The 19,052-nt window shown below is 61.8% G+C and carries 19 protein-coding genes; 13 read left to right on the top strand and 6 right to left on the bottom strand.

Going from position 1 to position 19,052, the window contains the following annotated elements:
* From AABM52_RS11050 to AABM52_RS11035, 4 genes are all read right to left on the bottom strand, one after another.
* Positions 1–1,569, bottom strand: coding sequence for an MFS transporter (locus AABM52_RS11050; RefSeq protein ID WP_347911779.1), 1,569 nt, complete (start codon positions 1,567–1,569; stop codon positions 1–3).
* Positions 1,566–2,663, bottom strand: coding sequence for an HlyD family secretion protein (locus tag AABM52_RS11045; protein WP_347911778.1), 1,098 nt, complete (start codon positions 2,661–2,663; stop codon positions 1,566–1,568). The genes AABM52_RS11050 and AABM52_RS11045 overlap by 4 nt, the downstream gene beginning before the upstream one ends.
* A gap of 96 nt (positions 2,664–2,759) precedes the next feature.
* A complete protein-coding gene (locus tag AABM52_RS11040) occupies positions 2,760–3,173 on the bottom strand; it encodes a cupin domain-containing protein (RefSeq protein WP_218430537.1) in 414 nt (137 codons plus the stop codon).
* Between the two features lie 44 nt (positions 3,174–3,217).
* Positions 3,218–3,970, bottom strand: a complete 753-nt coding sequence (locus tag AABM52_RS11035; RefSeq protein WP_347911777.1) for an SDR family oxidoreductase — start codon at positions 3,968–3,970, stop codon at positions 3,218–3,220.
* A 248-nt stretch (positions 3,971–4,218) separates the two neighbouring features.
* Between AABM52_RS11035 and AABM52_RS11030 the strand changes: the two genes are divergently transcribed.
* From AABM52_RS11030 to AABM52_RS11000, 7 genes are all read left to right on the top strand, one after another.
* Positions 4,219–5,808: a winged helix-turn-helix domain-containing protein gene (locus AABM52_RS11030; protein WP_347911776.1), complete on the top strand. Its 1,590-nt coding sequence runs from the start codon at positions 4,219–4,221 to the stop codon at positions 5,806–5,808.
* A gap of 173 nt (positions 5,809–5,981) precedes the next feature.
* Positions 5,982–7,355 carry a glutamine synthetase family protein gene (locus tag AABM52_RS11025; protein ID WP_347911775.1) on the top strand — a complete coding sequence of 458 codons (1,374 nt, stop codon included), beginning with the start codon at positions 5,982–5,984 and terminating at the stop codon, positions 7,353–7,355.
* Positions 7,356–7,362: 7 nt separating this feature from the next.
* Entirely contained in the window at positions 7,363–8,754 is a 1,392-nt protein-coding gene (locus AABM52_RS11020) for an aldehyde dehydrogenase family protein (RefSeq protein ID WP_347911773.1), read from the top strand.
* A 3-nt stretch (positions 8,755–8,757) separates the two neighbouring features.
* Positions 8,758–9,918: an iron-containing alcohol dehydrogenase gene (locus tag AABM52_RS11015; protein ID WP_223454068.1), complete on the top strand. Its 1,161-nt coding sequence runs from the start codon at positions 8,758–8,760 to the stop codon at positions 9,916–9,918.
* Positions 9,919–10,051: 133 nt separating this feature from the next.
* Positions 10,052–11,605: an amino acid permease gene (locus tag AABM52_RS11010; protein WP_347911772.1), complete on the top strand. Its 1,554-nt coding sequence runs from the start codon at positions 10,052–10,054 to the stop codon at positions 11,603–11,605.
* Positions 11,606–11,801: 196 nt separating this feature from the next.
* Positions 11,802–12,092 (top strand): hypothetical protein, encoded by a 291-nt coding sequence (locus tag AABM52_RS11005; RefSeq protein WP_347911770.1) that lies wholly within the window; start codon positions 11,802–11,804, stop codon positions 12,090–12,092.
* A gap of 81 nt (positions 12,093–12,173) precedes the next feature.
* Positions 12,174–12,746 carry a chorismate mutase gene (locus AABM52_RS11000; protein ID WP_347911769.1) on the top strand — a complete coding sequence of 191 codons (573 nt, stop codon included), beginning with the start codon at positions 12,174–12,176 and terminating at the stop codon, positions 12,744–12,746.
* Positions 12,747–12,812: 66 nt separating this feature from the next.
* On the opposite strand, the gene AABM52_RS10995 is transcribed toward AABM52_RS11000, so the two are convergent.
* The gene (locus AABM52_RS10995; RefSeq protein ID WP_347911768.1) at positions 12,813–13,778 is read right to left on the bottom strand and encodes a helix-turn-helix domain-containing protein; all 966 of its coding nucleotides are present in this window, start codon (positions 13,776–13,778) and stop codon (positions 12,813–12,815) included.
* Positions 13,779–13,882: 104 nt separating this feature from the next.
* On the opposite strand from AABM52_RS10995, the gene AABM52_RS10990 reads away from it, so the two are divergent.
* The 6 genes from AABM52_RS10990 (at position 13,883) to AABM52_RS10965 (ending at position 17,784) form a co-directional block, all read left to right on the top strand.
* A complete protein-coding gene (locus tag AABM52_RS10990) occupies positions 13,883–14,452 on the top strand; it encodes a thioesterase family protein (protein WP_347911767.1) in 570 nt (189 codons plus the stop codon).
* A gap of 190 nt (positions 14,453–14,642) precedes the next feature.
* A complete protein-coding gene (locus tag AABM52_RS10985) occupies positions 14,643–15,668 on the top strand; it encodes an IS110 family transposase (protein ID WP_347906638.1) in 1,026 nt (341 codons plus the stop codon).
* 351 nt (positions 15,669–16,019) lie between these two features.
* On the top strand, positions 16,020–16,394 hold the full coding sequence (locus AABM52_RS10980) for a hypothetical protein (RefSeq protein WP_347911766.1): 375 nt from the start codon (positions 16,020–16,022) through the stop codon (positions 16,392–16,394).
* Positions 16,391–16,591, top strand: a complete 201-nt coding sequence (locus AABM52_RS10975) for a helix-turn-helix transcriptional regulator (protein WP_007988375.1) — start codon at positions 16,391–16,393, stop codon at positions 16,589–16,591. The genes AABM52_RS10980 and AABM52_RS10975 overlap by 4 nt, the downstream gene beginning before the upstream one ends.
* A gap of 27 nt (positions 16,592–16,618) precedes the next feature.
* Positions 16,619–17,353, top strand: a complete 735-nt coding sequence (locus AABM52_RS10970; protein WP_347911765.1) for an SGNH/GDSL hydrolase family protein — start codon at positions 16,619–16,621, stop codon at positions 17,351–17,353.
* 2 nt (positions 17,354–17,355) lie between these two features.
* Positions 17,356–17,784, top strand: coding sequence for a nuclear transport factor 2 family protein (locus AABM52_RS10965; protein ID WP_347911764.1), 429 nt, complete (start codon positions 17,356–17,358; stop codon positions 17,782–17,784).
* A gap of 136 nt (positions 17,785–17,920) precedes the next feature.
* Here AABM52_RS10965 and AABM52_RS10960 read toward each other — a convergent pair whose 3' ends face one another.
* Positions 17,921–19,045, bottom strand: coding sequence for an agmatine deiminase family protein (locus tag AABM52_RS10960; RefSeq protein WP_347911763.1), 1,125 nt, complete (start codon positions 19,043–19,045; stop codon positions 17,921–17,923).
* Between the last annotated feature and the right edge of the window lie 7 nt (positions 19,046–19,052).

Here is a 19,052-nt window from a genome sequence, read left to right as displayed (position 1 = left end):
TCAATGTGTCCGTTGTTCGTGCACTTTCTCGGATCGCGCCAGGCCGATCTTGATGCCAACCAGGATGGGCGCGGCAACGACGAACAGCAGGGCCACGGCGAAGAACGCCGTATCGAAAGCAATCACCGTGGCCTGACCTGTCACCGCCTTGCCCAGCAGGCTCGTGGCTGCCCGGCCAGCGGCCACCTGATCCATGCCCTTCCCCGCCAGCATCGCGGTTGTGCTCATCAGCCGTTCGATGAGCGCGTGTCCCCCCGGGGTGACGTTGGCGCCGAGGACCACGCCATTGCTGACAACCTGATGATCGATCAAGGTCTGCAGCCCGGCAACGCCCATCAAGCCACCCAACTGGCGCCCCGTATTGAACAGGCCGATGCCGCTGGCCAGGTTGCGGCTGTTGAGGTGGGTGAAAGCGATCAACGTGATCGACAGAAACAGGAAGCCAAGGCCCAGGCCACGCAGCAGGATGGCCGCCATCATGTCGTCGCTGCCGCTTTCGCTGGTGGAACCAAACAACATCCACATCGCCCCCATGATCAGCAAGATACCCAACGGCACGGTCGCCACCGGCGGCACGCGGCGCACGCTGAACAGCCAGGCGGCGATGAGCAGCGAACCGACAAAAAACCCGCCACTGGGCAACAGGAGCAGGCCGGCATCGGTCGGTGTGAAGGCGAGTACCGACAGGGCGAACGCCGGGATCAGGTAGGCGCTGCCGAACAGGGCGGCACCGGCGACGAAACTGACGCAAAAGGCAAAGGTGAAATCGCTCGATTTGAACAGGGTGAAATCGAACAACCCCTGGCCGTTGGCCAAAACCTGTTGGCCGATAAAGACCAGCAGCGCGGCACCGCCGATCACCGTCATCACTAGAATGCGCGGTTCTTCAAACCAGTCCCAGCGGCTGCCCTGGCTGAGCACATAGGTGAAGCAGAACAGCGCGGCACCTATCAGTGCACAGCCGAACCAGTCAAACGAGTGTTGCCGGACCTTGGCGGGCACGGGGTGGTCGGCAATGAGCAAGAGGCCGATGGCCGCCAGGGCCAGCGGCACCACGCTGAAGAAAATCCAGGTCCAGGATTGGCTGTCGATCAACCACCCTTGAAGGGCTGGCGCGAGGGTCGCCGACGCGACCACCGCCGCCATGGCAAACAGGGCTTGCAGGATCGGCTGAAGGGCCCGCGGATAACCGCGAAAAATCAGCGCCTGACCCGCCACCAGCAAAGCGCCGCCGGCGAAGCCTTGCAGGACGCGCAGTGCGATCAGCAGTTCCAGCCAGGCGGTAGCGGCCGCCATGCAACACGCCAGGCCCATGATCAGGGTGGCGCCGATGATCACGTAGCGCGCAGAAAACCGCTGCATCAGCCAGGGGGCAATCATGAACCCGATCAGCTTGAACGCGATGTAGCCGACATCCAGCCAGGCGAACTCGTCAGGCGTGGCATAGGTGTCGCCGATGATGTCGCCGCGGCCGAGGGCCAGCACGGTGCTGGCGATCGCTTCGGTCAATGTCGCCAGGACGATGCCGGCGATGAGCAGCACGCCAGTGGTCGGTCTGGCGCCGCTCATGAGCCGGCCCCTTGCGCAACTTCCACCCGCGCGGACAGGCCCGGCACGATGCGCCCCGGCAGCGGATTGTGGGCCAGGCGGATCTTCACCGGCACGCGCTGCACGACACGCACAAAGTTCCCGGTGGCGTTGTCGGGCGGCAGCAGGCTGAACGCCGAGCCACTGCCCGGTGCAAAGCTGTCGACCACGCCATCGAGTGCCGCATCGGGATAGCCATCGACCGTGACGCGCACGGGCTGACCGGGGCGGATATGTTCAAGCTGGGTTTCCTTGAAGTTCGCCACGACCCACACATCGTTGACCGGCACGATATCGAGCAGGGATACGCCCGGCGTGACGAAACGACCGAGGCGAACCTGACGGTTACCAACCACGCCATCCACCGGTGCGTGCACCACGGTGTGATCGAGATCGATCCGGGCGAGATCACGCGCGGCCTGTGCTTGCGTCACGGCGGCAACGGCCGCCTCGCGCTCGGCCGCAAACACCGCGATGCGTTGCTGTTGTGCCTCGACCGTTGCCGAAGCGGCCGACACCGAGGCCAAGGCTCTGGATTGCGCCGTGCCGGTTTCATCGACCAGGGCCTGGCTCACCGCATTGCTGACGATCAGTTTGCGGCTGCGATCGTGGGTCTTGGCCGCCAGGCTCATGTCGGCGGTGGCCGAGCGCCTTTGTGCTTCGGCCTGCCTGATCAGCGCATGCTGGAGCTGGATCTGCGCATCGACATGGGTCAGGCGCGCCTGGGCGGCGCTGACATTGGCCTCGGCTTGCGCAAGTCTGGCGCGATAGTCGCGGTCATCGATACGAAACAGCACATCACCGGCACGCACGGCCTGGTTATCCTCGATCTCGACCGCCGTGACATAGCCGGCGACCTTGGCGGCGAGCGAGGTGACGTCCCCGCGAACATAAGCGTTGTCGGTCGAGGTCACGCCACTTGAAAACGCCAGGGCTCCCCAAAACGCCACGACCATCAAGGCCGCGACGCACAGCAACAGGCCGATGGTCTTGCGCTTGCTTCGGCGCGCCACGACCACAGGCGTTCCGCCGCTTGCGCTGGTGGCATTGGCGGCCTTGTCCAGGAGCGAGTTCATGTTTTCATTTCCTGTTCAATGCCAAGAACTGACTCTGCCACTGGGCGGCAGGGTCTGCCGCCCGGCTGTCGAGCCTTCATGAGCGCGTTGATCGGCTCACTGCTTGATCGGTGTGACGAGTACCTTTTCCTCGGTGTCGAGGACGAACACCGCCAACAGGCGTGCCGGTTGGGTGTCGCTGGCGTTGGCGCTGACCAGGTGCACGGAACCTGGCTCCTCTACGAAGTTTTCACCAACGTTGTAGATCTTTTCCGGCTGACCTTTGACCTGGATGCGAAACGCGCCTTCCAGGACCGTTGCATAGATAAAGGCCGTTTTCGGATGGGTGTGGGCCGGCGACGCGGCACCCGGCCCATACTCGACGACCACGCCCCTCATGCTCTTGCCAGGGATGTTGGGAATGGGACGGTCGAACACCACCGTCACCTTGCCGTGGGGCGGCTCGGCAGCGGATGCGGCGCTGATCGAAAGCGCGGCGAAGACAGCGGCCATCAGCAATCGGGTAACCATGGGATTTCTCCTGGATTGGTAGGGAAATGTGAGGGTGCGATTCGTTACTGCGCAGTCGACCGGGCCAGCCAGTCGTCGAAGCGGATCGCCCCCAGGCGTGCGTTCTTGCCAGTGACCAGCGATTGATCGTTGAGCACGGCGCCGAAGTAGCGCGCATGCACGTCCGGCACGACCTTGCGGTTGTCCTGGGTCGCCCGCAGATAGCGCCTGGCCAGCTCGTCGATCGGCATGACCTCCGGGCCGCCGACTTCAACCGTGCCATTGACCGGTGCCGCCAACACGACATCGGCCAGCGCCGCGACCACGTCGTCGGACGCAATCGGCTGGATCAGCGCCGGCGAAGCATGAATCTCATCGCCTACGGCGAACGACTGGACAATGCCGCCGGCAAACTCGGAGAACTGCGTGGCACGCACAATGGTGTAAGGCATGCCGGACGCCTTGATAAGGGCCTCCTGCGCGACCTTGGCCCGGAAATAGCCGGTATCGGGAAGCCGTTCGCTGCCGACAATCGACAGGGCAACATGATGACCAACCCCCGCAGCGGCTTCGGCGGCCAGCAGGTTACGGCTCGACGTTTCAAAGAAATCGAGAACGGCCTGGTCCTCCCACGACGGCGCGTTCGCCACGTCGACCACCACATCGGCACCATCCATCGCTTCGGCCAGGCCTTCGCGGGTGATGCTGTTCACGCCCGTGCTGGGGCTGGCGGCGAGCGCGTCATGGCCGCGCTCGCGCAGGGTGTTCACAAGTTTCGATCCGATGAGGCCGGAGCCTCCGATGACGACGATCTTCATGACTTTTCTCCACTTGTCGACTGCAACCATTGCGTCGGTGTAGATAGAGTGCCGGTACGCACGAGGCAAGTCCTTGCGCCGGCCTTGGGTTTGCCTTGGCGAGTGCTTGGATTTATGTCCAAGGCCATGGATGTTCGTCCAATCTTGCCGCAGACGGTGCAGCGGGTTTCGGGCTGCCGTATTATTCTCCTCAGTTACCAACCGCCTGGGACACGGAGTTGAGGGCGCTTCGCCAGGGGATGCTCGACTTGCCATTCACGTTTGAAGACTACGTGCTCGATCAGGAGCGCCGGGAGCTGACCCTGCGCGGGCAGGTCGTGGCCGTCGGACCGCAGGTCTTCGACCTGTTGCTGCTGTTCGTTAACAATCCCGACCGTGTCGTCAGCAAGGACGAATTGCTCCAGGCGGTGTGGAGTGGCCGGATCGTTTCGGAGTCGACGATCACCAGCCACATCAATGCGGTGCGCAAGGCCATTGGCGATACCGGAGAGGAACAACGGCTGGTGCGCACCGTCGCCCGCAAGGGCTACCGCTTCGTTGGCCGGATCAACGGCGACATGACCGGGGAAACGCCACAGCCCGATATCGATGAACGCCCGGCCGCCACCGCGAAGCCAATCCCCTCCCCTGCGCTCGTCCTGCCGGACAAACCCTCGATCACGGTCCTGCCCTTCCAGAACCTGAGCGGCGATCCGGAGCAGGAGTATTTCGCCGATGGCGTGGTGGAGGACATCATCGCCGCCCTGTCGCGTATCCGCTGGCTGTTCGTCATCGCGCGCAACTCGAGCTTCACCTACAAGGGCCAGACCGTGGACGCCCGGGGCGTCGGCCAGGAGCTGGGCGTTCGCTACGTGCTCGAAGGCAGCGTGCGCAAGTGCGGGAACAGGCTGCGCATTACCGGGCAACTGATCGACGCCACGAGCGGAGCGCACATCTGGGCAGAGCGCTTTGAAGGCCTGCTCGACGACATCTTCGAGCTGCAGGACCAAATCACCGAAAGCGTCGTCGGCGCGATTGCGCCGCAACTGGAACGGGCAGAAATCGAGCGCGCCAAACGCAAGCCGACGGAAAGCCTGGACGCCTACGACTACTACCTGCGGGCCATGGCAAAACTGCATAGCGGCAGTCGGGAAGCCATCGAGCAGGCGCTGCCGATGTTCTACCAGGCCATCGAACTCGATGGGGAATTCGCTTCGGCCTATGGCATGGCTGCCTGGTGCCACTTCTGGCGCAAGCTCAATGGCTGGATGAGCGATCGACCAGCAGAAATCGCCGAGGGCATACGGCTGGCGCGGCTGGCGGTGACCCTCGGCCGAGATGATGCCGTTGCGTTGACCCGGGGCGGACATGCGCTGGCTCACCTCGCTGGCGAAGTCGACGCCGGCATTGCACTGCTCGACCGGGCGCGCCTGCTCAATCCCAACCTCGCCCCTGCCTGGTTTCTGGGCGGTATCCTGCGGGCGCTGCACGGCGAAACAGACGCCGCCATCGAGAATTTGAACCATGCCGTTCGCTTGAGTCCGCTGGATCCGGAAATGTTCAGGATGCAGGTCGGGATGGCGCTCGCGCATTTCTTCGCCGGGCACTTCGATGCCGCTGCGGACTGGGCGGAAAAGGGACTGGGCAACCTGCCCAGTCTGCTGATCGCGGCGGCGCTGGTGGCGGCCAGTCATGCGCTCGACGGTCGAATGGATAAAGCGAATTTGGCGATGCAACGCCTGCGAGAGCTGGATCCCTCTTTGCGCCTGTGCACCCTCAAGGACTGGCTGCCTATTCAACGGCCTGAGGATTTCGCCCGTTTCGTCGATGGGCTGCGGTTGGCGGGGTTGCCTGAGTGATGGGTCGCTGAACACGACTTACACCTGGCAAAACTTGCACTTTGCAACGGTAAGCTAAGCTTTGATCAACTCGTTGCTCACGATGCTCGGTTCTGCAGGTTTTGGGTTTTTCTGGAGAGCGTCTGCAACAGCTATCCCAGACTGGCCCAAACCTTTCACGCAGGATTGCCGTGATGACAGAGCCCCTCCTCAGCTTTGATGCACTCAAGCGCGCCGCGGCTGCCGGCGAAATCGATACCGTACTGGTCTGCATGGTCGACATGCAGGGACGCCTGGTCGGCAAGCGCTTCCAGGTCGAGTTTTTCATCGACAGCGGCCACGAAGAAACCCACTGCTGCAACTATCTGCTGGCCGATGACATCGACATGGAGCCGGTGCCGGGTTACGCCGCGGCCAGTTGGAGCAAGGGCTACGGCGATTTCGTGCTCAAGCCCGACATGTCCACCCTGCGGCGCGTGCCCTGGCTTGAATGCACGGCGCTGGTGCTGTGCGACGTGCTCGATCATCACCATCGCCAGGACCTGCCCCACAGCCCGCGGGCGATTCTGAAAAAACAGGTCGAGCGCCTGCGCGAGCGCGGCTATACCGGCATGTTTGCCTCGGAACTCGAGTTCTATCTGTTCGATGAGACCTACGAGGCGATCCACAAGCGCAACTATCACAAACCGAAAACCGCCGGCCATTACATCGAGGACTACAACATCCTGCAGACCACCCGCGAAGAGCCGGTGCTGCGGGCGATCCGCAAACACTTGCAGGCCTCGGGCATTCCCGTGGAAAACTCCAAGGGTGAATGGGGCCCGGGGCAGGAAGAGATCAACATCCGCTACGCCGACGCCATGACCATGGCCGACCACCACGTCATCATCAAGCACGCCTGCAAAGAGATCGCGCAGTTGCAGGGCAAGGCGATCACCTTCATGGCCAAGTGGCGCTACGACGCTGCCGGTTCCAGCAGTCACATCCATAATTCGCTGTGGGACAAGAACGCCAAGAAGCCGCTGTTCTTCGACGCAAAAGCCGAGTTCGGCATGTCGAAACTGATGCGGGCCTGGGTCGCCGGGCAGCTCAAGTACGCCAACGACATCACCTGTTTTCTCGCACCTTATATCAACTCCTACAAGCGCTTCCAGGCTGGCACTTTTGCGCCGACGCGGGCGGTCTGGAGCCGCGACAATCGCACCGCCGGCTTTCGCCTGTGTGCCGAAGGCAGCAAGTCCATCCGCATCGAATGCCGCATCGGCGGTGCCGACCTCAACCCCTATCTGGCCTTCGCCGCATTGATCGCAGCAGGTTTGAAGGGTATCGACGAGAAGCTCGACCTTGCGCCGCCGTTCGAAGGCGACGCCTACCTCGACGAGCATTTGCCGGAAGTGTCCAAGACCCTGCGCGAGGCAAGCGCCGCCCTCAAGAGCTCAAGCATGTTGCGCGAGGCGTTTGGCGACGAGGTCGTCGACCATTACGTGCACACCGCCGAGTGGGAGCAGAAGGAGTACGACCGGCGAATCACCGACTGGGAATTGCAGCGCGGCTTCGAGCGCTATTGAGAACATCATGACTGCGAAGGTGCAACTGATCTCCCCGGTGGATGGCCGGGTGTACGTCGAACGCGATCTTGCCGATGCGGCGCAGGTCGAGCAGGCGCTGACGGCGGCTGCCAGCGCACAGGCCTCATGGCAACGCCGCTCACTGAGCGAACGCGCGGCATTTTGCAGCGCTGCGGTTGACGCGATGCTGTCGATGCAGGCGGATATCGTGCCGGAGCTGGCCTGGCAAATGGGCCGCCCGGTGCGGTACGGCGCCGGCGAACTGCGCGGTTTTGCCGAACGCGCCCGGCACATGATCGCTATCGCACCGCAGGCCCTGGCCGCTATAGAGCCGGAGCCCAAGGCGGGTTTCAGGCGCTTTATCAAACGCGAGCCGCTGGGCACGGTGCTGGTGGTCGCCCCGTGGAACTACCCCTACCTCACGGCGGTGAACACGATCATCCCGGCGTTGATGGCCGGCAACAGCGTGATCCTCAAGCACGCATCGCAAACCCTGCTGGTGGGCGAGCGTTTCGCCGAGGCCATGCGTCGCGCAAAACTGCCCGAGGGGCTGTTCCAGAACCTGCTGCTCGACCATGTGTCGACCGGGGCGATCATTGCTGGCGGGCGCGTGCAGCAAGTGAACTTCACCGGCTCCGTGGAGGCTGGCAAAGTCATGGAAAGCGCCGCCAGCGGACAGTTTCTCGGCATGGGCCTGGAGCTCGGTGGAAAAGACCCGGCCTATGTCCGGGCAGACGCGAACCTTGAGCATGCGGTGGAAAATCTGGTGGACGGCAGTTTCTTCAATTCCGGACAGAGTTGCTGCGCCGTGGAACGCATCTACGTCGACCAGAAAATCTACCCGGTGTTTGTCGAACGTTTCGCCGAATTGACCCGCCAATACGTGCTGGGCAACCCGCTGGACGAAGCCACCACCCTCGGCCCGCTGGTGACACCGGGCGCCGCATTCTTCGTTCGCGGCCAGATCGCCGAAGCGCTGGCCCAGGGCGCGACGGCGCTGATCGATCCGCAGGCATTTGCCGCCGACGTACCGGGCAGCGCCTACCTCGCGCCGCAGGTGCTGGTGGGCGTGAACCATCAAATGTCGGTCATGCGCGACGAAAGCTTTGGCCCGGTGGTCGGCATCATGCCGGTGGCCAGCGATGAAGAAGCCATCGCCTTGATGAACGACAGTGAGTTCGGGCTCAGCGCGTCCATCTGGACCCAAGACCTCGCAGCGGCCGAACGCCTGGGCAACGAGATCGCCACCGGCACTGTGTTCATGAACCGCTGCGATTACCTGGACCCGGCACTGGCCTGGACCGGCGTGAAGAACAGCGGGCGCGGCGTTACCCTGTCGCCACTGGGCTACGAGCACCTGACCCGGGCCAAATCCTTTCATCTGCGTCACGAGGTGTAGACCATGAACCTGACCGGAAACTGGAACTACCCCACGAGCGTTCGCTTTGGTGTCGGGCGCATCGCCGAACTGGCCGAGGTCTGTCGCAGCCAGGGCATCCAGCGCCCCCTGCTGGTGACCGACAGCGGCCTGGCGCGCGCGCCGATCACCACGGCGGCACTGGACGCATTGCGCGCCGCCGGTCTTGGGGTGGCGCTGTTTTGTGATCTCAAGCCCAACCCGGTGGAAGCCAACCTCGCCGGCGGGCTCGACGCCTGGCGTGCCGGCCAGCACGATGGGGTGATCGCTTTCGGCGGCGGCAGCGGCCTGGACATGGGCAAGCTCATTGCCTTCATGAGTGGCCAGACCCGCCCGGTCTGGGACTTCGAAGACATCGGCGACTACTGGACCCGCGCCGACGACAGCCGCATCGCCCCGGTCATTGCCGTGCCGACCACGGCGGGAACCGGCTCCGAAGTCGGGCGTGCGGCGGTGATCATCGACGAGCGCACCCACACCAAGCGCATTATCTTCCACCCGAAAATGATGCCGCGCGTGGTCATCAGCGACCCGGCCCTCACCGTCGGCATGCCGGCGAAAATCACCGCCGGCACCGGCATGGACGCGTTATCCCATTGCCTGGAAGCGTACTGCGCCCCCGGCTTTCACCCCCTGGCCGATGGCATTGCCGTGGAAGGCATGCGCCTGGTGGCCAACTCACTGGTAAAGGCGGTACACACGCCGTCGGACCTTGAGGCGCGCGCACAAATGCTCGCGGCGGCGGCGATGGGCGCCACGGCATTCCAGAAAGGCCTAGGCGGGATGCATGCGCTCTCCCATCCGGTGGGTGCGCTGTACGACACCCATCACGGCATGACCAATGCCACCTTCATGCCCTATGTGCTGCAGTTCAATCGCTCGGCCATCGAGGAGCGCATCACCCGCCTGGCGGCGTACCTGCGCCTGCCCTCCCCGGGGTTCGACAGTTTCCTGGCCTTCGTCCTCAAGCTGCGCAAGGACATCGGCGTGCCCCATACCCTGGTTGAACTGGGCGTGGATGACCGGCAGGCCGACCTGATCGCCGACATGGCGATTGTCGACCCTTCCGCTGGCGGCAACCCGCTGCCCTTGACCCGGGACGGCGTGGCAAAGATTTTCGACGCGGCGTTTCACGGCCGCCTGTAGAGCAGTCGCCTGGCCGGCACTGCGCATGGACAGGTGTGATCCGATAGCGACAGGAGCAGTACGACAAGGGGTTGAAGCCAGCCCATCCGGCCAGCCGGATGGTTGCGTATGAACACCTGAAGGGGCACACATCATGAACCCAGCAAGCCAGCCGGGCACCGAAACGCACGACGATGACGTCAAGGTGCTGCACAGCATGGGCTACGCCCAGCAACTCTCACGACGAATGGGGGTTTTCTCCAACTTCGCCATTTCCTTTTCGATCATCTGCATCCTCTCGGGTGGCATCAACTCCCTGGCCCAGGGCACCTCGGGCGCGGGTGGGATATCCATCGGCATCGGCTGGCCGATCGGCTGCCTGATCTCCGGGGTATTCGCCATGGCCATGGCGCAGATTTCCTCGGCCTACCCCACCGCTGGCGGCCTGTACCACTGGGGTTCGATTCTCGGTAACCGCTTCACTGGCTGGCTGACCGCGTGGTTCAACCTGCTGGGGCTGGTCACGGTGCTGGGCGCGATCAACGTCGGCACCTATTACTTCTTTTTCGGCGCCTTCGGACCGGCACTGGGCATGGAAGACACGACCACGGTCCGGGTGATTTTCCTGGCGATCCTCACCGGCCTGCAGGCCTTGTGTAACCACTTGGGCATCGGCCTGACCGCCAAACTCACCGACTTTTCCGGTTACCTGATTTTCGCCACGGCGCTGGCACTGACCATCGTCTGCCTGATGTCGGCACCCAGCTACGAATTCGCGCGGTTGTGGACCTTCGGCAACTATTCCGGCGAGGCTGGCGGCAGCGTATGGCCGCAGGTCTCCAACGGCTGGGTCTTCATGCTCGGCCTGCTGTTGCCGATCTACACCATCACCGGCTATGACGCCTCGGCGCATACCTCCGAGGAAACCCGCAACGCGGCCATGTCGGTGCCGCGCGGCATGGTCATGTCGGTGGTCTGGTCGTTGCTGTTCGGCTGGCTGATGCTCAGCGCATTCGTGCTGATGCTGCCGAACATGGACGAGGCGGCCAAGCAAGGCTGGAACGTGTTTTTCTGGGCCATGAACACCCAGGTAAACCCGACCTTGAAACTGGTGCTCTACGTGGCGATTTTCATCTCGCAGATACTCTGCGGACTGGCCACGGTCACCTCGGTTTCGCGGATGATCTTCGCGTTCTCCCGGGACGGCGGCCTGCCCTGCTCGAAGGCACTGGCCTCGGTCTCGCCGACCTTTCGCAGCCCGGTGGCGGCGATCTGGACCGGTGCCACCCTTGCCGTCCTGTTCGACTGGGGCTCGTCGGTGATCTCGGTCGGGGCAACGCCGGTGTACACGATCGTGGTGTCCTGCACGGTGATCTTCCTGTTCTTCTCCTTCGCCATCCCCATCGTGCTCGGCCTGTTTACCTACGGGACGTCGAAGTGGCCGACCATGGGCCCGTGGAACATGGGGCGTTTCTGGTACTCGGTGTTCGCCATTCTCTCGATCCTGTCGATGATCATCATTTTCGTCATCGGCATCCAGCCACCGAACGATTGGGCGCTGTACATCACCATCGGCTTCCTGGTGCTGACGGCCATCGTCTGGTTCGGCTTTGAAGCCCGGCGCTTCCAGGGGCCACCGGTGGGCGACATGATCGTCAAGCGCCAGGCTGAAATTGCCGCGGCGGAGGCGGCGTTGAACCGCAAATAGAGCGAGCAATGAGTAACCTGTAGGAGCGAGCTTGCTCGCGATGGTCGTTAACAATGACGCGTGTTTACTGGCTAAACGCGGAGCTCTTGAGCCCATCGCAAGCAAGCTCGCTCCTACAGAGTCCGGGCCTTATCAGTCGGTTTTTTTGTATGGCGATGATTTATCCTGTGCCTCCGATTTCACCCCGGAGACTCCTGTGCCCGCCCTCACCGCCCGCGAGGTTTACCAGCCGCTGCGCGATGCCGCCCAGGGCATTTGCACCTTCCAGCGAGTCGACGATGCCTGCGAGTCTGGCCATGTTCGGATCAACATCGACGGCTGGCAACTGACACTGGAGGTCGACGCCGGCCACTTGCGTCACTGCCTGCACGGCCAAAGCCCCGATGGCCGTGACTATGTGTTCGACAACGGGCAACGCTTCGGCACTGACCCGGTGAGTTTGCTCAGCACCTGGGAGCTGGCGCAGATTGAACGGTTGCTGGCCTGAATCCTTCGCAACCTGTCGTTCCCTGGCCGCACTTGTGATAAACAGGCCGGAGTGATTTTCGCGTCCAAGGAGGTTCTGCCCATGCCCCGTTCCCCACGCCTGCCGCACTGGCTGGCCTGCGCCCTGTTCGGTTTGTTCGCTGGCGGCGCCCAGGCCGGCACGACGCCCCCGGCGCCCGATGCCTTGCAACCCTTGCTGGCGACGATGAATGAGCGGTTGTACATCAGCGAGCTGGTGGCGCTGACCAAGTGGGACAGCGGCAAACCGGTCCAGGACAACGCCCGGGAAGCACAAGTCATCGCCAACGCCAGGAAGCAGGCGGCCCAGCGCCAGCTCGACCCCGACGATGTCGCCGACCTGATCGCCGCCCAGATCGAAGCCAGCAAACTGGTGCAATACGGCCGAATCGCGCAATGGCAAGCAGCGCACAAGGCACCGGACACGCCACGGCCGGACCTCAACAATGACATCCGGCCCAAGCTCGACACCCTGCAAAACCTGCTGCTCACGCAGTACGCCGCGTTCCTGCCCTACCGCAAAGACCCGAACTGCCCGCAATGGCTGGCCACCGAACGCTCCGCGCTGATCAAGGATTACCTGCATGGCCAGGCGATGATTCGTGCGACCGGAGAGCTGTGCGTTGTAGGTCGATGACAGCGAAGTGATCCAGACGAAGAGCCCGGCCCAATCGGCCGGGCTTTCATGGACGCTCTTTCTTCTTCAGTTCGCCGCCGCTTGAAACCGCTTGCGGTAAGCCGCCGGCAGTAGCCCGACGCGTTGTTGAAACAGCCTGCGAAACGAGTTGCCATCCTCGTAGCCCACGGCATAGGTGATGCTGTCCAGCGTCATGCGTGTGGATTCAAGCAACTGTTTGGCCTTTTCCAGACGCAAGGTCTGCAGGTAGGTAATCGGCGTGTAGCCAGTGGCGTCCTTGAAACGTCGCTTGAAGTTGCGCACGCCGAAGCCGAATTGTTGGGCCACATCATCGATCAACAACGGCTGATCGAAGCGTTCTTCCAGCCAGTTTTGCACCCGCAGGATGTCGCCATCACCATGGCTCTTGGGCATTGACCACATCACATACACCGACTGCTCGCTGCGCACCGAGTCGACCAACAGGTACTTGCCACACTTTTGCGCCAGTTCCAGTGACGCAAAGCGACGCACCAGGTGCAGCAACAGGTCCATGGCCGCACTCGCGCCGCCACTGGTGACCACGCGATTGTCCTCGCAAATGATTTGCCCTTCGTCCAGCAACGCTTCGGTATAGCGGCGACGGAAAAGCTCGGCAAAAGCCCAGTGCGTGGTCGCACGGGTGCCGTTCAATAGCCCGGCCTCACCCAACATGAACGCCGCCGTGCACATGGAAGCCACCACTGCGCCTTGGGCGTGCTGCTCACGCAGCCACGGTCCATAGGCGCAAAACGCCGGTAAGGCGTCCTTGAGGGTGAAGAGGAATCCCGGGATCAGGACCAGATCGGTTCGCGGGATCTCGCGAGTGGAACGGTTCACATGCAAGCGCTGCCCGCCCCAGGCGGCCACATCGGCGCCATCGAGCGAAGCGCTGACCACCCTGAACGGTGGTGGGTCGCTATCGGCGAACAGGTTGGCGGCACTGAGCACTTCCAGGGCCATGGTTGCGCTGGCGGCGGAGCATTGATCGGCCAGTAACAAGGTGATGTGCATAGCGACTCCATTGCACTTTCCGCATGAAAAATGTCATTTGCGCACCTACCTTAGCCGATTTCCATGGCCTAAAGTGCAGCCATCAACCCAACGGTGGCGCACTTATGAATCTCTGGTTTCGACTTTTCCTTATGCTGTTGCGTCGCCCGTGGCGCAACCCCGTGGACGCCTCGGCGACCACCGTTGTGTGCATGCGCGTGTGGCCGCTGGATCTGGACCTCAACCGGCACGTCACCAACGGTCGCTATTTCACGCTGGCAGACATCGGGCGAATGGATTACGTACTGCGCAGCGGCGCCTTTCGCGTGGCGCTTCGTCATAAGGCCGTGCCGATTGTCGGCGATACCTGGGGCAAGTTCCGCCGAGAGTTGCGCCTGTTCGAAGCCTTTGAAATACATACCCGCATGCTTGGCTGGGACGACAAGTGGACCTTTATGGAGCACCGTTTCGTGAGCAAGGGCCGGGTGGTCGGCGTGGTGGTGATGCGCGGTCTGTTCCGCGCGGGCAGAGGCACGGTGGCACCCGGTGAATTCGCGCTGGAACTGGGTTTGCCAGAGCAATCGCCGTCGATGCCGCCATGGCTGACGGACTGGTCGCGTAACTGCAACGACATGAGCCATCAGTTGCGTACACAAGAGGCTCCGCCTGCGCGGCAACCGGAGACAGTCGGCTGACCGCCAACCTGTGTACGCTCTATTCTGTGCCTACCTCGCGCAACGGGCGAGTTGTGTGTTGTGAGTCGATGACAGTGAAGTGATGCAAACGAAGAGCCCGGCCCAATCAGCTGGGCTAATGAGATGGTCACCCCCACACCCTGCGAGGGCTACGCTTTCGCAGGGTGTTTTGTTTTCGGAGGCCATCATCATGATCCAGTCAGCACTGATCGGTATCGATCTCGGTAAACATAATTTCCACCTTCACGGCCAGGATAAATCAGGCCACGAGGTGTTTCGCAAGAAGCTCTCTCGGACGCAGATGATGCAGCTTTTCGGCAACGTGCCGAGTTGTATCGTGGTGATGGAAGCCTGTGCGGGGGCGCATTTTGTTGCTCGTCAGCTAGCGGCAATGGGACACACGGCCAAGCTGATTTCCCCGCAGTTCGTTAAGCCCTTCGTCAAGGGCAACAAAAATGATTTCGTTGATGCTGAAGCGATCTGTGAAGCGGCTTCCCGTCCATCTATGCGCTTTGTGACGCCTAAAACCGAGTCCCAGCAAACCCTGTCTGTTCTGCATCGGATGCGCGAATCGTTGGTGCATGACCGCACAAAAACGGCTAATCAGATGCACGGTTTTCTACTGGAATTTGGCGTCAGCCTGCCCAGAGGCCTGGCAATCATGAAGCGTTTGACAAATGTCTTGGCCGAGCACGAATTGCCCATTCGTTTGACGGTGTTGCTGCAACGTCTGCACGATCACTTCGTTTACCTGGATGAGCAAATCAGGGCGCTGGATAAAGAGCTGGCGAGCCAACTGGCCGACGATGATCTGGGTAGTCGCTTACTGAGCATGCCATGTGTCGGCCCGATCACCGCCAGCCTGCTGGCTGTGGAAATGGGCGATGCCAAGCAGTACCGGCGCAGTCGCGATTTTGCCGCCTCAGTGGGACTGGTGCCCAGGCAGTACAGCACAGGCGGTAAGGCAAATTTGCTGGGGATCAGCAAGCGGGGTGACAAGCACCTGCGACAACTGTTGGTGCAATGCTCCAGGGTCTATATGCAGAGGCTGGAGCACCAGAAAGGGGCCTTGGCTGACTGGGTACGAGCCTTGCTCAGTCGACGACATTCGAATGTCGTGGCCTGTGCCCTCGCTAACAAACTGGCGCGTATCGCCTGGGCGATCGCGACTCACCATACGCAATATGAAGCAGGGCCAGACGCCTTGAACGCCTGACCCTGAGGTTGTTGCAGTACCACGACTCACCCTTCAGGTTTTGCGATAGCTGAACAACAGATGACGTGAACGGCCTACCGGCCTGGCGAAGATCCTGGCATAAAAATCGGCTTTAGAAGCCGATGGGCTTTTTAGGATCGTCAGGCGCGATTCTCATCGTGGCGCTGGGGCATGCCCCAAACAGACGCCGGATAGATTTAAGCAAGCCAACCACACCACCCGTTAATCAGTATTGCAAAAATGGGGGCGACCATAGATTTTCATGGGCCGGCCTCATCAATGTAAAACACCCTTTACATTCGCGAAATCTCCGGCGAGTATGTAAAGGGACTTTTACATCAGGAGGATGCAATGAAGCGCTACTACATCGAAATGGGCGTCGCGATTACGCTGTACACCGTGCTGTTGCTGGTGTCGATTATCTTGCTTAAAGACCGGCAAGAAATGGCAATGGCGCTGAAGATCATCATCACGCTGTTGCCTGTGATTCCTGCGGGGCTGATGTGTTGGGCGGTGGTGCGCAATATGCGCACGCTGGACGAAATGCATTTGCGTATTCAGTACGAAGCTCTCGGTTTTGCCTTTGCCGCTTCGGCATTGCTGACCTTCACCTACGGTTTTCTGGAGAATGTCGGTTTCCCGCACGTGTCCTGGGTCTGTGTGTGGCCGGTGATGGGCCTGATGTGGATGATCGGGCTCAGACTTGCCAAGCGACGCTATCAATGAAAAACCGTCTCAAGGAACTGCGTGCCGAACGCAAGTGGTCTCAGGTCGACCTGGCAGCGTTGTTGAATGTTTCGCGGCAGACCATCAATGCCATCGAAAATGGCCGCTATGATCCCAGCCTGCCCTTGGCGTTTCAGATTGCCCGGGCATTTGCGCTGCCTATCGAGAGCATTTTCGATGATGAGTTCGCAGGGTAATTTCCCTCTTCAATCAGGCGCCGGCCCATGAGTCACACTGAGACCCTCGCTAAAATCTTCCTTGGCCCGGTGTTGCTGGCGCAGGGTCTGTATACGCGACGCGTGACGCCCAGGTTGCCGGAGGCCGAGGGTGAACGCCAGGGCAAAGTCGGCAGCGGCGACGTTCTGCGGTTGTTGATTGTCGGCGACAGCGCCGCTGCGGGTGTGGGTGCGGCGACTCAAAGTGAAGCCCTCAGCGGTCGGCTGGTGGAGCGCCTGGCCGATGATTACCGGGTGTCGTGGAAACTCTGGGCGCGCACGGGGCTGGACTCGCAAGGGTTGCTGGAGCTGCTCGAACAGCACGCCCCCGAGCCGTTCGATGTGGCGCTGTTGTCGATTGGCGTCAACGATGTCACCAGCTCACTCACCCTGGATCAGTGGCTCGCTCGGCAACGGCGTTTGATGGCGCTATTGTGCGACAAGTTTGCGGTGAGGCAGATTGTCGTGTCGCCGCTTCCGCCAATGCATATGTTCCCCGCGCTGCCGCAACCCTTGCGCTGGTTCCTGGGGTTCAGGGCGCGGCGTTTCAATGCACATTTGGCGGATCTGGCCGCACGCCTGGATCAATGTACGATGCTGACTACCCCGCTGGCACCCGAACCGGGCCTGATGGCCAGCGATGGTTTTCATCCGGGGCCGCTGCTCTACCGCCAATGGGCCGACGATGCCGCCAGGGTCATCGACCAACGCTTTCGCAGCACAACAATAAAAAACAGGAGTTGAAGATGTCCGAGCTGAACCTGAACCACAACGTCGCAACGTCCCTGAAGCAGTGGCACGGGATGATCGGCAACCGCGACTTGAGCGGCTTGCCCGAACTGCTCGATCCGCAGGCGGTGTTCCGCTCGCCGATGGCGCACACGCCGTATCCGGGGGCGCCGGTGGTGTCGATGATCCTCAACACGGTCATGAACGTGTTCGAGGACTTTGCCTATCACCGCGAGCTGGCGACGGCGGATGGCTTGAACGTGATTCTCGAATTCAGCGCCAGGGTCGACGGGAAAGAGCTGAAGGGCATCGACATGATTCGCTTCAACGAACAGGGCAAGATTGTCGAGTTTGAAGTGATGGTGCGGCCGTTGAGTGGCTTGCAGGCGTTGGGTGAGGAGATGGGGCGACGCCTCGGGGCTTATCTGAAGGCCAGCAAGGCCTGACTTATCTGATTCACCAAAATCCCTGTAGGAGTGAGCCTGCTCGCGATGGCGGAGTGTCAGTCAATATGTTGTTCACTGACCCACCGCCATCGCGAGCAGGCTCGCTCCTACAGGTTTTGTGTAAAGCCTGAAAACTTCACACCATCGGCTGATGACTGGTCACGCAGTGAATCCCGCCACCACCGGCGGAGATCGCGTCGATGTCGAGTTGCACCACCTTGCGCTGCGGGTAGAGTTCGGACAGCAGGTCGAAGGCTTTGGCATCGGCTTCTTCATCGCCGAACTCCGGCGCGATGATCGCGCCATTGATCACGAAGTAGTTGATGTAGCCGGCGGCGAAGTCCTTATTGTCTTTGCTGAACTGGCTGCTGCGCGGGTTGAGCGGTGGCGACACGGTATGCACCTGCAACTTGCGGCCATCGGCATCCGTGGCGTTTTCCAGGATCTGCAGATGGGCGCGAGTGACCTTGTAGTCGTAGGACTCGGGGTCGTTGTCGAGGTTGGCGATGACCACGCCGGGCCTGACGAAGCGCGCATAGAAGTCGACATGGGCGTCGGTGATGTCCTTGCCCTTGATGCCCGGCAGCCAGATGATTTTGCGCAGCCCCAGGCGCTCTTTCAGTTCTGCCTCGACGTCGGCTTTGCTCCAGTCGGGATTGCGATTGCGGTTGATCCAGCTGCTTTCGGTCATGATCCCGGTGCCGTGGCCGTCCACTTCGATGCCACCGCCCTCGCCCACCAGTTCGCTGCGCAGGTAATCCGCCTTGGCGTTTTCGGCGACCAGGGCGGCCAGTTGCGCGTCGTCCGCATGCTGCTGTTTGTTGCCCCAGCCGTTGAAGTTGAAGTCCACGGCGCCGAGGTTGCCGTCGCCATCGACGACAAAATTCGCGCCGATGTCGCGCATCCAGATGTCATCCAGCTCTGTGATCACGAAGGTGGTGTTATGGCTGCCGCATTTGGCTTCGGCCAGGCGCCGTTCGCCCTGGCGACAGAACACGGTGACCGGCTCGTATTCGGCAATGCTGCGGGCGATCCGGCCAAGGGCGTCTTGCACGTGGGGCGTGAAGTCTTCCCAGATCGCGGCCTGGGCGCCGAAGGCGATGAAAGCCCGCTGGTGTTTGTCCCCTTCATCGGGCATGTACCAATTGCCGTTACCGGCCGCTCGCACCGGCAGGCAAGCAAAGCCCAATCCCATGGACGCCACCGCGCCCAGCCCGGCGGCGACCGATACCTGCTTGATGAATGTTCGACGTGTCGGCATGTGTTTT

The organism is Pseudomonas grandcourensis (assembly GCF_039909015.1).
Lineage (GTDB): Bacteria > Pseudomonadota > Gammaproteobacteria > Pseudomonadales > Pseudomonadaceae > Aquipseudomonas > Aquipseudomonas grandcourensis.
The sequence above is the reverse complement of the archived record's forward strand: the minus strand, read 5'-3'. Positions and strand labels throughout refer to the sequence as shown.